Annotated in this window: 14 protein-coding genes; 5 read left to right on the forward strand and 9 right to left on the reverse strand. The window is 60.9% G+C overall.

The annotated features are described in order from the left end of the window. Nucleotides 1-123 precede the first annotated feature (123 nt). Nucleotides 124-1,038, forward strand: a complete 915-nt coding sequence (locus D8U71_RS21575; RefSeq protein WP_130888628.1) for a LysR family transcriptional regulator — start codon at nt 124-126, stop codon at nt 1,036-1,038. On the opposite strand, the gene D8U71_RS21580 is transcribed toward D8U71_RS21575, so the two are convergent. Next, nucleotides 1,039-1,464 carry a VOC family protein gene (locus D8U71_RS21580; protein WP_024012539.1) on the reverse strand — a complete coding sequence of 142 codons (426 nt, stop codon included), beginning with the start codon at nt 1,462-1,464 and terminating at the stop codon, nt 1,039-1,041. A 158-nt stretch (nt 1,465-1,622) separates the two neighbouring features. Beyond that, on the reverse strand, nt 1,623-2,078 hold the full coding sequence (locus D8U71_RS21585; RefSeq protein ID WP_130888629.1) for a helix-turn-helix domain-containing protein: 456 nt from the start codon (nt 2,076-2,078) through the stop codon (nt 1,623-1,625). A 107-nt stretch (nt 2,079-2,185) separates the two neighbouring features. On the opposite strand from D8U71_RS21585, the gene D8U71_RS21590 reads away from it, so the two are divergent. Next, nucleotides 2,186-3,409: an MFS transporter gene (locus D8U71_RS21590; protein ID WP_130888630.1), complete on the forward strand. Its 1,224-nt coding sequence runs from the start codon at nt 2,186-2,188 to the stop codon at nt 3,407-3,409. A gap of 112 nt (nt 3,410-3,521) precedes the next feature. On the opposite strand, the gene D8U71_RS28410 is transcribed toward D8U71_RS21590, so the two are convergent. From D8U71_RS28410 to D8U71_RS21615, 6 genes are all read right to left on the reverse strand, one after another. Then, nucleotides 3,522-3,668 carry a hypothetical protein gene (locus D8U71_RS28410; RefSeq protein WP_016774259.1) on the reverse strand — a complete coding sequence of 49 codons (147 nt, stop codon included), beginning with the start codon at nt 3,666-3,668 and terminating at the stop codon, nt 3,522-3,524. After that, nucleotides 3,665-4,834, reverse strand: coding sequence for a zinc-dependent alcohol dehydrogenase (locus D8U71_RS21595; protein ID WP_130888631.1), 1,170 nt, complete (start codon nt 4,832-4,834; stop codon nt 3,665-3,667). The genes D8U71_RS28410 and D8U71_RS21595 overlap by 4 nt, the downstream gene beginning before the upstream one ends. Before the next feature lie 41 nt (nt 4,835-4,875). Beyond that, nucleotides 4,876-5,103, reverse strand: a complete 228-nt coding sequence (locus D8U71_RS21600) for a PLD nuclease N-terminal domain-containing protein (RefSeq protein ID WP_024012535.1) — start codon at nt 5,101-5,103, stop codon at nt 4,876-4,878. 86 nt (nt 5,104-5,189) lie between these two features. After that, the gene (locus tag D8U71_RS21605; RefSeq protein ID WP_024012534.1) at nt 5,190-5,645 is read right to left on the reverse strand and encodes a YetF domain-containing protein; all 456 of its coding nucleotides are present in this window, start codon (nt 5,643-5,645) and stop codon (nt 5,190-5,192) included. A gap of 7 nt (nt 5,646-5,652) precedes the next feature. Then, nucleotides 5,653-6,171, reverse strand: coding sequence for a hypothetical protein (locus tag D8U71_RS21610; RefSeq protein ID WP_130888632.1), 519 nt, complete (start codon nt 6,169-6,171; stop codon nt 5,653-5,655). Beyond that, a complete protein-coding gene (locus tag D8U71_RS21615) occupies nt 6,168-6,677 on the reverse strand; it encodes a CinA family protein (RefSeq protein ID WP_130888633.1) in 510 nt (169 codons plus the stop codon). Before D8U71_RS21615 ends, D8U71_RS21610 begins: the two co-directional genes overlap by 4 nt. A 165-nt stretch (nt 6,678-6,842) precedes the next feature. Between D8U71_RS21615 and D8U71_RS21620 the strand changes: the two genes are divergently transcribed. Next, nucleotides 6,843-9,224, forward strand: coding sequence for a DUF3772 domain-containing protein (locus D8U71_RS21620; protein ID WP_130888634.1), 2,382 nt, complete (start codon nt 6,843-6,845; stop codon nt 9,222-9,224). A 5-nt stretch (nt 9,225-9,229) separates the two neighbouring features. Here the strand turns inward: D8U71_RS21620 and D8U71_RS21625 are convergent, their stop codons facing one another. Continuing rightward, nucleotides 9,230-10,243 carry a LacI family DNA-binding transcriptional regulator gene (locus tag D8U71_RS21625; RefSeq protein ID WP_130888635.1) on the reverse strand — a complete coding sequence of 338 codons (1,014 nt, stop codon included), beginning with the start codon at nt 10,241-10,243 and terminating at the stop codon, nt 9,230-9,232. Between the two features lie 203 nt (nt 10,244-10,446). Here D8U71_RS21625 and D8U71_RS21630 point away from each other — a divergent pair, with 203 nt between their 5' ends. After that, the gene (locus tag D8U71_RS21630; protein ID WP_130888636.1) at nt 10,447-11,610 is read left to right on the forward strand and encodes a Gfo/Idh/MocA family oxidoreductase; all 1,164 of its coding nucleotides are present in this window, start codon (nt 10,447-10,449) and stop codon (nt 11,608-11,610) included. Continuing rightward, the gene (locus D8U71_RS21635; protein ID WP_130888637.1) at nt 11,600-12,682 is read left to right on the forward strand and encodes a sugar phosphate isomerase/epimerase family protein; all 1,083 of its coding nucleotides are present in this window, start codon (nt 11,600-11,602) and stop codon (nt 12,680-12,682) included. Before D8U71_RS21630 ends, D8U71_RS21635 begins: the two co-directional genes overlap by 11 nt. The last annotated feature ends 3 nt before the right edge of the window (nt 12,683-12,685 follow it).

Consider the following 12,685-nt stretch of genomic DNA (forward strand, 5'->3'; position numbering starts at 1 on the left):
CGTTCGAAGACGCGGGGTCATCCTTGAATGTTTTTGACGATGAAACAAATTGGCAACCATCGCTTTTTTCGATGGCAAAGACGCGGCACAATCGCCGTCTCGCTCAAACCCGGAGTACACCGCGTGCGCTTCTCACTCGATCAGTTGCTGATGTTCGTCCAGGTGGTGAAAAGCGGCTCGTTCTCCGCCGCCGGGCGCAAGCTGGGCAAGACACAGTCGACTATCAGCGCGGCTATTGCCAATCTGGAAACCGACCTTGGCGTCGAGCTGTTCGACCGCCGCAATCGCAGCCCTGCCCTCACCGCCAGCGGGCATAAATTGCTGGTGCAGGCAGAGGCGGTACTGGAGCGCTGCATGACCTTCGAGGCCCACGCCGATTGCCTCTCGGACAGTGTCGAACCGAGCCTGACCTTGGCGATTGAAACGCCGTACGGCCCGATCATGCCGGTGCTGCAAGCGTTCGAGCAGGCCTTCCCGTTTGTCGATCTGATCATTCGTCACCCGGTCTACGGCGATGTCAGCGAACTGGTCAGCAGTGGCGAGGCGGTGCTGGGCGTGGCGTTTTCGCAGCCGGGCTATCCTCGGGAACTGGCGTTTCAGCAACTGGGCAAACTGATCATGCTGCACGTCTGCCATCCCGATCATCCGCTGGCGAAACTGGACAATGTCACGTTCGACGATTTGCACGTGCACCGGCGCCTGGCGTTCAGTGCGCACGCCAGCAAATTGCCGAGCAGTGAATACCTGCGTTCGACGCAGCTGTGGCAAGCGGAAAGCTATCTGGCGCTGCTGGAAATGGTCCGCGCCGGCCTCGGCTGGGCGACCCTGCCGCGACAACTGATCCAGCGTGAACTGGGCAATGGCGAACTGGTCGAGTTGCAGCTGTCGGCATACCCGCATACCGACTGGCAAATCGGCGTCGACCTGTTATGGGCACGCCAACGGCCGCTGGGCACGGCCGAGCGCTGGCTCAAGGAAAAGCTGCAGGCCAACAAGGTTTATGAGCGCGATCGCAACGGGCAGATCACTACGCTGTGATCATTTGGCAAACACCTGACTCATGTCTTTGAACGCCTTGAATTCCAGCGCATTGCCGCAGGGATCGAGTAGAAACATGGTCGCCTGTTCGCCGACCTGACCCTTGAATCGAATGTAGGGCTCGATCACGAATTGCGTGCCGAATGACTTCAGCCGCTCGGCCAGTGCCTCCCATTGCTCCCACTGCAAAATGATGCCGAAGTGCGGGACCGGTACGTCGTGACCGTCTACCGGGTTGCTATTAATGCTTTGCTGGGCAGCCGTTTTCGGCTGTTCGTGGATCACCAATTGGTGGCCGTAGAAGTTGAAGTCGACCCATTGCGCGCTGGACCGGCCCTCCTCCAGGCCGAACACTTCACCGTAAAAACGTCGGCAAGCGGCAAGATCGTAGACCGGGATGGCGAGGTGGAAAGGTGAAAGGCTCATCAGGCACTCCGGTAATTGCGTTGCTGGAAATATGGCAACGGCGCACCGCTGCTGATCGAGGATCGAAAACAGCCTAGATCAAAAACCCGCCAGACGCCGACCCGACATGTCACGAGAAGGCGCGGCTATCGATACGTGCCACGGCTATCCGCCCGGTTTCACTGCCCGCGCCTGACAACCTGTCGGTGACAATCCTCCGGGCTCAGCACGGCACCGGCTCTGGAGCGTACGACAATGGTTTCAACGGGCTCGGCCCGTTCGTTGTCGAGCAGAATCGAATGCTCCTCACCCTCCGCAAACAGAAAGCGCTCGCCCCACTGCCGCAGGCTGACGACGATGGGGAACACCGCGCGGCCCATGTCGGTGAGCACGTATTCCTTGTAGGCACTGCCGTCCGACGCGGGCTGAATCTGCAACACGCCGAGCTCGACGAGCATTTTCAGTTTGACCGTGAGGATGTTCTTGGCCAGGCCCAGACGTTTCTGGAATTCGCTGAACCGGCGCACGTCATCGAACGCATCGCGAATGATCATCAAGGCCCAGCGATCGCCAATGGCTTCGAGGGTTCGGGCCACCGGGCATTCGCTCTGTGCCAATGTTTGTTGTCGGGCCATGTGGTTCCTGATGGATCAGCTACTGAATGTGGTTGCATTTAACAACCCGAATGAATAAAGATCAACGCCTCGGTTTCAATTCAAAACCACACTACGAGGAAGCACGGATGCCCTGCCAGACGCGAACCCTGGTCAATGCGCAAGCCGCAACTGACAGCGCAACGACCGGGCTGAGTCGTTTGCAGACTTTGCTTTTTGCAATCACCTGCGCGATGGCGGTGGCCAATGTTTACTTCGCGCAGCCATTGCTGGAATCGATGGCCGCCAGTCTCGGGGTTTCACCCGGTGCAATCGGCGTTGTGGTCACGGCCACGCAAGCCGGGTATGCCGTGGGGCTGCTGTTCATTGTGCCGCTGGGTGATCTGCTCGATCGCAAGAAACTCATCGTCAGCCAACTGCTTTTGTCTGCGACTGCGCTGTGTGCCGTGGGCCTGTCCGAGAGCTGGGGAGTGTTGCTCGGTGCCATGATGCTGGTGGGATTGCTGGCGGTGGTGGTGCAAGTGGTGGTCGCCTGCACCGCCAGCCTTGCACGCCCGCAGCAGCGCGGCGCCGCGGTGGGCACCGTCACCAGTGGCGTGGTACTGGGCATTTTGCTGGCGCGTTTCGTTTCCGGCGTAGTGGCTGATCTGGCCGGATGGCGCGGCGTGTATTTTGTCTCGGCCGTACTGATGATCGGCATGGCCCTGCTGTTATGGCGCACCCTGCCCGCCTCGGCAAAACCACCCGCACAGGGCAATTACTGGCGACTGCTGCGCTCGGTAATGGAATTGTTTTTGACTGAGCGGGTACTGCGCGTGCGCGGCATCTTCGCCCTGCTGATCTTCGCCGCCTTCAGTGTGTTGTGGACGTCGATGGTGCTGCCGCTCAGCGCCCCGCCCCTGTCGTTGTCCCACACGCAGATCGGCCTGTTTGGTCTGGCCGGAGTGGCGGGCGCGCTCGCCGCCGCACGGGCTGGGCGCCTGGCCGACTTAGGGTTGGGCAATCGCACCACCGGCATCGCCCTGGCGCTGCTGACGCTGTCCTGGCTGCCCATCGCATTTGTCGACAGTTCGCTGCTGGCGATGGCCGTCGGGGTGATCTTGCTCGACTTCGCCGTGCAAGCAGTGCACGTGACCAATCAAAGCCTGATCTTCGCCGCACGGCCCGATGCGCAGAGTCGACTGGTCGGTGCGTATATGTGCTTTTACTCGGTGGGCAGTGGTTTGGGCGCGATCGCGGCGACGTATACCTATGCGCAATATGGCTGGGTGGCGGTGTGTTTTCTCGGAGGCGGGATCAGTGCTGTGGCTTTACTGTATTGGGCATGGCTGGAATACCGCTACTCGAACTGAACCAATGCGGGAGCGAGCCTGCTCGCGAAGACGGAGCATCAGTCAGCACAGAGTTGTCCGACCTGACGCCTTCGCGAGCAGGCTCGCTCCCACAGGGATTATTTGCCAGCAGTTACTTGCCCTCCTCAGGCTTCTCGGTCTGCATCTGCACCGACGGTTTGCTTTTGTCACCGTCCTTGTTGGGTGCATCGTTGGAATCGAAGCAGCCGCTCAACAGAAACATCGAGCAGAACCCCAGACATACACAGATTTTTTTCATGACGATCTCCTGCCAGCAGTGGTATCGCTACCCGGTTCCAGCTTGACCTTGATCCAGCCGGATTGATGTTGATCAAACGCCTTGAACGCCGAAATCGCGTCAGTCAAAGGCTCGTCCTGCGTCAGCACTTTTGCTGGGTCGACGCGCCCGGCGAGGGTCATTTCGATCAGCTTGGGAATGTATTTGCGGTGATGACAGTTGCCCATGTTGATATGCACGTTCTTGTTCATCGCCTCGCCGATCGGGAAGCTGTCGAACCCGGCGGGATATACACCGATGATGGAAATCGTGCCGGCCTTGGCCACAGCCTTGACCGCCCATTCCAGCGCTTGCGAAGGCGCATCGCCCGGTTGCCACTGCGCAGGATGGTGATGGCCGTGATGGGAATGGTTGGCGTCGATGCCCACGGCCTCGATCACCCGATCCACGCCAATTTCCGCAGTCAGGCGCGCAATGGTTTCAACCGGATCTTCTTTCTCGAAATTGATGCACTCGGCACCCAATGCCTGCGCGCGAGCGAGGCGATCTTCCAGGCCATCAATGGCGAACACCCGGCCAGCGCCCATCAGTTTCGCGCTGATAATCGCAAACAGTCCGACCGGCCCGCAGCCGAACACCGCCACCGTGTCGCCGTCCTTGATCCGGGCCATGTCGGCACCGAACCAGGCAGTGGGAAAGATATCCGACATGGCAATCGCCTGATCGTCGGTAATGGCGTCGGGCAGCTTGATCAGGCCGATGTTGGCGAAAGGGATTCGCGCTTTCTCGGCTTGCAGGCCATCGAATGGCCCGGTGGTTTTCGGCCCACCAAAGAATGACGTGCCAGCGGTTTTACCGTTGGGATTGGCCACGTCGCACTGGGCGAAATAGCCGGCGCGGCAGTACGAGCAGTTGCCGCAGGCAATGGTCGAGGGAATGAGCACGCGATCGCCAACCTTGAGGTTGCGCACATCTTCACCGAGCGCTTCGACAATCCCCACGCCCTCGTGCCCAAGGATCGTGCCGGGCTGCATGTCCGGCGCACTGCCGCGAATGAAATGCAGATCGGTGCCACAAATGGCCGACGCGGTCAGCCTGACAATGGCATCGGTCGGCGCTTGAATGGTTGGATCGGGAACATCGTCCAGGCGGATGTCCCCGACGCCATGAAATACAACAGCTTTCATCGTTCACCTCCAATTTTCCGGATGTGCGCAAATCAGGGTTCTTAACCCTTACTGTGCTCCGGCGACGAAGGCCCTTCCTTGACACCGCGCGGGCCGGCGATGCCCCACACGATCAGGCCGAGCACCGGGAATACGATCAGACCGATCGCCCAGGCGGCTTTGACGCCGACGCTTTTGTTGCTGCGAAACACACTGACGATCGCCCACAGGTCGACCAGCAGAATGATCACCGCCACGGCGATGGAAAAATAACTGGCTGCCTCGTTCATTTCGCAATCCTCCGATGACTTGTAAGCATTGGGCTGTGAGGCGTTTTCAGCGTTCAAAAAAATTGCGGCCGTGCGGCGTCAAAGGTTCAGCCGCCTTCCGGATCCTGGCGGATCACGGAAATCTTGCCGTTGCGCTCGATGATTGCGAATTTGATCTGGTCGATGGTTTCTATGCCCTGACTGGAGCGCGCCGCCTCCATGACATCCGCCTCGACCAGCCGCGCATGGCGCAGGCGCCGGTGCAACAGCTTGCCGTTCTCGACAATGATCGTCGGCTCGCCATCGATCAGCCGCGACACCCAACTGGAACGCTGTTTGAGCAGGGAGAAACCGACATCCACAGCGATCAGCGTAATGATCACCAGAAACGCATTGGTCAGAGAAAAATCATCACCGAGCAGCGCCTGCTGGGTGGCTTCACCGATGATCATCAGCAGGACGAAATCAAACGTCGTCAACTCGGCCAGCGAACGCCGGCCGGCAATTTTGAACAGCACCATCAGTGCCAGATACATCGCGAGTGCGCGCAACACCGAGTCCATGGGTCACCTATGGATAAATGAATTGAGTGAGCTTCACTTCGCTCGAGCCCGGCACGCGGATTTGGCTGCGAAACAGGCCCAATCCGTCACCGCGCAGCGTCACATAGAGCGTCGCCTGGCCTTGGGCATCCGCCTGCAACCACAAGCGCATGCCCTGTTTTGAGCTGCGCATACGCACCGGGGCCGGTTGCATGGTTTCGACGCTGAAGCCATCGAGCATCTCGCCGCCGATGTCGAGTTCTACAGTGGCTTCAGGCGCCGCGTGCACGCTGAGTTTCAGCGGGTTGGTCGAGCCGTTGCGATGGAACATCTCGTATTCGATCTGGACTTTGCCGTCGTCGCTGCGGGCGTCCTGCGAACTGAGCACGCCACGGGAAAACAACCCCAACAGGCCCAGCAGCATGCACAGCACCAACAGGTACCAACCGATGTGCTCGAAGCGCCAGACCTTCAACTGATAGGCCATGTCCTCCTGCACCGGGAACTGCCGACTGCGCAGATCGGGATGCTCAGCGTCAGGCTTCATCGGCGCCACCCTCCTTCGCCGCGCAAGGCGCGACGGTGATAGTCCGGCAACTGCTGCAAGGCGAATGCAGAAGCGAGGGTCTGCACTTCACTGCGCGATCCGGCAAACCATTGCTGGGTGCTGAACAGAAAATGTTTGTCATCGAACTGGAATGCCCAGGCGAAACACACCGTACCGGCCTTGATGCCATCCATATCGTCGGGTCCGAGAATGCCGGTGGTGGCAACGGCGACGTTGGCCGTGCTGTCGCGCAACGCACCGATGGCCATTTCACTGGCCACTTCCACGCTGGTCAGATTGAAGGTGTCCATGGTCGCCGGGCTGACGTGCAGCAGGCGCTGCTTGGCTTGCGGCGAATAGACCACATAGCCGCACTCGATCAGCTCGCCGCTGCCGGGTACTTCCGACAGCAACATGACGATCTCCCCGGCCGTGCAGGATTCGGCGGTGGTGATGATCAGTGAATGTTGGCGCAGGTATTCAATCGTTTCCTTGGCGATGGACATGGCACGCTCTCGAAGCTGTTATTGCCGGTTGACCGCTCGCTGCGCGGATCATTCCGCCGGATTGGATGAGCGTGTAAGCGCCTCTTGCAGTGAAAGTTTTCCGCCCCGTTCGGCGCGATCACCTACCCTCATAGACTGTGTGATCCACTCGAGCCCGCCGCCCCCATGCGCTGTTCATTCAAGTCGTTGTTTTTCATTCTGTTCCTACTGCTCATGCCGGGCAGCGCTGCACTGTGGGCGGCGGACCTTGGCGCACCGGCAAACACAGGCGCAGCGCCGCTACCAGTGATTTCGCAAAGCGATCTGCAAGCCCTGCAACAACGCCTCGACGGGCTCAAGCAGCAGATTTCGGCGGCAAACAATTACAACCAGCTCGAAGGCCCGCAGGATCGGGTGCAGGCGTTCATTCTCGATGTCGATCGGTTGTCGGCAGCGCTGTTGCCGCAACAGGCGCAACTGGCGGTGCAACTGGGCGTGCTCGGCACGGCGCCCGACGCCGAGGTGGCCGCCGAGCAAGCCGATATCGTCGCGCAGCGGGCGGCGCTGGCGGAGCAGAAAAGCAAGGTCGATGGCACGCTGAAAAGCCTAGCCGCACTGAAACAGAACGCCGCCGACCTGATCACGCAAATCGCCGGCATCCGCCGCACCCTGCTGGAAAGCGAACTGACCCTGAGCACCCGCAGCGTATTGAGCCCGTATTTCTGGGCACCGCTGGTCAATCCAAGCGAAGACGACCGCCAGCGCCTGCGACTGTTCGTCGAGCAGGTGGCTGACGTATGGGCCACGGTCTGGGCGCCGGGCGAGCGGTTTTACACCTGCGTACTGGTGCTGTTGGCGCTGCTGATCTGGACCTTCGGCCGACGTCTGGCTGAGCGCGGGCTGACCTGGTTCTGCATCCATCGCGTGGCGGAGGGCCGACTGCGCCGCAGTGCCTTGGCCTTCGCCTCAGCCATAGCGACCTTCGTCACTACCGCCATCGCCCTGAAGCTGTTGTTCTACGCCTGCACCCGCCACGACGCACTGCCTCCGGTGCTGGAAACCTTCTCCGAAGAGTTCGAGAAAGTCGTCTATGCCTGCGTGCTGATCACCGGCCTCAGCCGCGCATTGCTCTCCACCGCGCACCCGTCCTGGCGCCTGCCGTCGATTGCCGATCCGGTGGCGCTGGCCCTCAAGCCTTATCCGCGAATCCTCGCCTGCTCGTTGCTGGTGTTGGTGACGCTGGTGCAAGTCGCCAATGCCACAGGCATGAGCAGCCACATCGTGATGGCCGGGCGCGGCGTGATTTCCATGGTGGTGCTGGCGATCATCGGCACGATGCTGTTGCGTGTCGGTAAAGTGCGCAAGGCCTTGGTCGCAGCCAATGACGCGTCGGCTACGAACAGCGTGTTCGCCGGGCTGATCTACAGCGTCGCCAGTCTCTCGATGTTGGTGACGGCCATCGCCCTGCTGGCCGGCTATGTTTCGCTGGCACGGTTCATCTGTTATGAGCTGGTGTGGGGCTATGTCGTGCTGTCGGGCTTCTACTTGCTGATTCAGCTGGTCAAAGACGCCTGTGAGCACCTGTTTTCGCCGAAACACGCGAGCGGCCAGGCGCTCAAGCAGTTGCTCGGTGTCAGCGACCGGCGCCTCGAGCAGACGTCGATCCTGTTGTCCGGCGTCAGCCGCGCCGGCCTGATGCTGATGGCGCTGATTTCGTTGTTTGTCGGCGGCATCGGCACCACGCTCGGCCAACTGGTCACCAACATCATGTCGATCCTCGGCGGCGCCGGGTTGCGCAAGCTGAATATCGTCCCGGCGCATCTGCTCAACGCGCTGCTGGCACTGCTGATCGGTATCTGGCTGATCCGTGCGTTGAGCCGCTGGCTCGACAACGAATTCCTGCCCAAAACCGACATGGACCCGGGCATGTGCGCATCACTAAGCACGCTGTTTTCCAACATCGGCTACGCCTTTGTGATTCTGCTGACGCTGTCGTCGCTGGGCGTGCAGTGGACCAATCTGGCGTGGATCGTCAGTGCGCTGTCAGTGGGCATCGGCTTTGGCTTGCAGGAGATCGTCAAGAACTTCGTCTCCGGCCTGATCCTGCTCACCGAGCGCCCGGTGAAAGTCGGCGACCTGATCAGCATCAGCGGCGTCGAGGGCGACATCCGCCGGATCAACGTGCGTGCCACGGAAATCCAGCTCAGCGACCGCTCGATCGTGATCGTGCCCAACTCGCAGCTGATCTCGCAGAACCTGCGCAACGTTACCCTCGGCGGCAGTGCTCAAGGCGTGGCATCGCTGGAGCTGGTGTTCCCGCTGGATATCGATCCTGAGCAGGTCAAACAACTGCTGCTGGATGCTTATCACGAGAACGAAACTATCCTCGATAAACCGGCGCCGTTCGTGCGTTTCAGCAAATTGTCGCCGGACGGCATAACCCTCACGGTCACCGGCTATGTCGGCAGCCCGAGGATTGTCGGGCTGACCAAGAGCGATTTGTTGTTTGAGGTGTTGAAGCGGTTGGGCGCGGCGGGGATTGCGCTGGCGAAGCCGCCAGCGGCGTGATTCGGTTAGCGCTTGCCCGTGTTGTCAATGCGGGCCGTGCTGCTGCGTGGTGTGAGCTCGAACGGCAGGACGACATGGCGCTCTGTCAGCGGCTGTTTCTCAATCAGGGCAATCAGCATCTCGACTGCTTTGGTCCCGAAGGCTTCGGCTGGTTGCGAGATGGTGGTCAGCGGCGGATCGCAGTACGCAGCCATCGGAATGTCATCGAAACCCACCAGGGAAATATCCTCGGGCACGCGCAGCCCGGCCTGCCGGATGCGCTTGAGTGCGCCGATGGCCATTTCATCGTTTTCGCAGAACAGCGCGCTCGGCCGCTCGGCCAATGCGAGCATCTTTTGCGCGCCGGCAAAACCGGCCTCGAGGCTGAAATTGCCATGGCAGATCAGTGCTTCATCGAAGGCAATCCCGGCCTCGCGCAGCGCCGCTTCGTAGCCTGCCAGTCGATCCAAAGTCAGCGGGCTGTTTTTTGAGCCCTTGATCAGGCCGATGCGTCGGTGCCCCAAGGCGATCAGATGTTCGGTCATGGCTTTGGCGGCGGCGACGTTGTCCAGGCTGATAGTTGGATAACGCCCGGCCTTGAGCACTTCGCAGGCGTTCACGATCGGCGGCACATCGGCGTCGGCCGGAGCGTTTTCGAAAGGATCGTAAGCGCGCAACTGGATCACCCCGTCGGCCTGATAGGCGTACACCAGCTCGGCGAATTGTCGCTCCAGTTCTTCCCGGCCCTGGGTGTCGCACAGCAGCAGGCGATAACCGGCCGCCTGCGCCGCTTGCTGCGCGCCGCTGATGACGCGGGCGAAGAAGGTATTGGCGATGGTCGGCACCAGAATCACCAGATTGCCGGTGCGCCGCGAACGAAACTGCACGGCCATCAGGTTCGGCCGATAGCCGGCCTGCTCCACCGCAGCCATGACGCGCTCACGGGTTGGCGCGAGCACGCGCTCGGGAGATTTCAAAGTCCTCGAAACCGTCGCCACGGAAACCCCGGCCAGCCGAGCCACTTCGCGAATATTGGACAAAACCACCTCGTTGATTCATGCCGATCAGGCGCGGAGCTTACCGCAGGCGACGAGCGATCGAAACGCTGTCGATCATCCGCTGACATTTGACACTCGGCTAATTCAAGCCTAGATTTTGTCCACGATGTAACCGGTTACATCGCTCATCAACATTGCATCCAGCTACCGAGACGACTGCCATGTACGCTGCCGCAAAAATAAGAATGGGTTTTGTTGGAGGCGGTGAAGGTTCATTCATTGCCCGTGCCCACCGGCAAGCCGCCGGCCTCGACGGACGCTTCGAACTGGTCTGCGGCGCATTCAGCCGCGACTCGGAGAATAATCAGCACACCGCTGCGGCCTTGGGTGTCGCGGCCGAGCGTTGTTACGAAGACTGGCAAACCCTGCTCGCCCGCGAGGCCGCCCTGCCCGCCGAGCAGCGCATGCAACTGCTGGTCATCGTCACTCCCAATCATCTACACGCACCGATTGCCCGCGAGGCGTTGAGTGCCGGTTTTCATGTGTTCAGCGAGAAACCGGCGGCGCTGAACCTCGCCGAGGTGCAGGCGCTGCACTCGGTGGTCATCAACAGCCAGCGAATTTACGGGCTGGCGCACACCTACCTCGGTTACGCGATGGTCTGGCAGGCCCGCGAAATGGTCGCCAGCGGCGTGCTCGGGCGCGTGCGCAAAGTTCTCGTCGAGTACCCGCAAGGCTGGCTCAGCACCGATGTCGCCGGGCAAGGCAACAAGCAGGCCGGCTGGCGCGACGACCCGACGCAATCCGGGATCGGCGGCTGCATCGGCGACATCGGCACCCATGCGTTTTCCCTCGCCGAGTTCGTCACCGGCCAGTCGATTCAGTTCATCAGCGCGATGCTCGGCTCGCATGTCGAGGGTCGGCAACTGGATGACGATGTGGCGATGCTGTTCAAAATGCGCGACGGCGCCAGTGGCGTATTGCTCGCCAGCCAGGTCTGCGCCGGTGAGGAAAACCCGCTAAAGATCCGCGTCTACGGGGACAAGGGCGGCCTGGAATGGCGCCAAGAGGATCCGGCCAGCCTGATTCATCGACCGTTGAACGAGCCGATGCGCGTTCTGCGCTCCGGGGTCGGTCAGCCGTGGCTGTGTGCCGCCGCAACCCAACGCATGCGCCTGCCTGCAGGGCATCCCGAAGGTTATCTGGAAGCCATGGCCAACCTGTACGGCGATCTCGCCGAAGCGATTGTGCATGGCGCCGAGGGCCATCAGGCACCGGGCGTACCGGGCATCGATACCGGCCTGCGCGGCATGGCCTTCATTGAAACCGCGATCGCCAATCACCTTGGCAATGAAAAGTGGAGCGAGATCCCCGGCCCACTGACAGGAGCCCAGCACAATGAACAGTGATCAGCAAAATTCGACTGGCCTGAAAGGTCCGGGGATTTTCCTCGCTCAATTCATCGCCGACGAAGCGCCTTTCGACTCCCTCGCCAACATCGCCGAGTGGGCGGCCTCGCAAGGCTACAAAGCCATTCAGGTACCGACCCTCGGCACACGGTTCATCGATTTGCAGCGCGCCGCTGAGAGCCAGGATTACTGCGACGAACTCATCGCCGTCTGCGCCCGCGCCGGTGTGGTGATCAGTGAGTTGTCGACGCACCTGCAAGGGCAATTGGTCGCGGTGCATCCGGCGTTCGACAGCCTGTTCGATGACTTCGCCCCACCAGCACTGCGCGGCAAGCCGCAGGAGCGCACCGAGTGGGCCATTGAGCAGTTGAAACTGGCCGCCCGTGCCAGCAAGCGTTTGGGACTTACGGCCCATGCGACCTTCTCCGGCGCCCTACTCTGGCCTTACGTCTATCCGTGGCCACAGCGTCCGGCCGGTTTGGTCGAGCAAGGTTTCGCCGAACTGGGCAAGCGCTGGCTGCCGATCCTCGACTGCTTCGAAGAGGCCGGCGTTGATCTGTGCTACGAAATCCATCCCGGCGAAGACTTGCATGACGGCGCCTCGTTCGAACAGTTTCTCGAAGCGGTGAATCATCACCCTCGCGCCGCAATCCTCTACGACCCGAGCCACCTGCTGCTGCAGCAAATGGACTACCTCGGCTTCATCGACCGTTACCACCAACGCATCCGCATGTTCCACGTCAAGGACGCCGAATTCCGCCCCGATGCGCGCTCCGGCGTCTACGGCGGATATCAGGGTTGGGTCGAGCGTCCCGGGCGCTTTCGCTCGCTGGGCGATGGCCAGATCGATTTCAAATCGATCTTCAGCAAATTGTGCCAATACGACTTCAACGGCTGGGCCGTGCTCGAGTGGGAGTGCTGCCTGAAAGACTCCGCACAGGGCGCGGCGGAAGGCGCGGCGTTCATCGAGCGACACATGATCCGCAAGACCGCCAAGGCTTTCGACGATTTCGCCGGGGTCAGCGCCGATGCCGCTTCCAACCGGCGACTGCTCGGCCTGACCGACGACTGATTC

This window comes from Pseudomonas sp. Sample_21 (genome assembly GCF_004307525.1).
In the GTDB taxonomy this organism is placed as follows: Bacteria; Pseudomonadota; Gammaproteobacteria; order Pseudomonadales; family Pseudomonadaceae; genus Aquipseudomonas; species Aquipseudomonas atacamensis.

Bases quoted from the DNA above. Each gene is read 5' to 3' on its own strand.
- D8U71_RS28410 (WP_016774259.1), bottom strand. From the start codon at position 3,668: ATGAAAAAAATCTGTGTATGTCTGGGGTTCTGCTCGATGTTTCTGTTG.
- D8U71_RS21620 (WP_130888634.1), top strand. From the start codon at position 6,843: ATGCGCTGTTCATTCAAGTCGTTGTTTTTCATTCTGTTCCTACTGCTC.
- D8U71_RS21595 (WP_130888631.1), bottom strand. From the start codon at position 4,834: ATGAAAGCTGTTGTATTTCATGGCGTCGGGGACATCCGCCTGGACGAT.
- D8U71_RS21600 (WP_024012535.1), bottom strand. From the start codon at position 5,103: ATGAACGAGGCAGCCAGTTATTTTTCCATCGCCGTGGCGGTGATCATT.
- D8U71_RS21630 (WP_130888636.1), top strand. From the start codon at position 10,447: ATGGGTTTTGTTGGAGGCGGTGAAGGTTCATTCATTGCCCGTGCCCAC.
- D8U71_RS21610 (WP_130888632.1), bottom strand. From the start codon at position 6,171: ATGAAGCCTGACGCTGAGCATCCCGATCTGCGCAGTCGGCAGTTCCCG.
- D8U71_RS21590 (WP_130888630.1), top strand. From the start codon at position 2,186: ATGCCCTGCCAGACGCGAACCCTGGTCAATGCGCAAGCCGCAACTGAC.
- D8U71_RS21605 (WP_024012534.1), bottom strand. From the start codon at position 5,645: ATGGACTCGGTGTTGCGCGCACTCGCGATGTATCTGGCACTGATGGTG.
- D8U71_RS21585 (WP_130888629.1), bottom strand. From the start codon at position 2,078: ATGGCCCGACAACAAACATTGGCACAGAGCGAATGCCCGGTGGCCCGA.
- D8U71_RS21615 (WP_130888633.1), bottom strand. From the start codon at position 6,677: ATGTCCATCGCCAAGGAAACGATTGAATACCTGCGCCAACATTCACTG.
- D8U71_RS21580 (WP_024012539.1), bottom strand. From the start codon at position 1,464: ATGAGCCTTTCACCTTTCCACCTCGCCATCCCGGTCTACGATCTTGCC.
- D8U71_RS21635 (WP_130888637.1), top strand. From the start codon at position 11,600: ATGAACAGTGATCAGCAAAATTCGACTGGCCTGAAAGGTCCGGGGATT.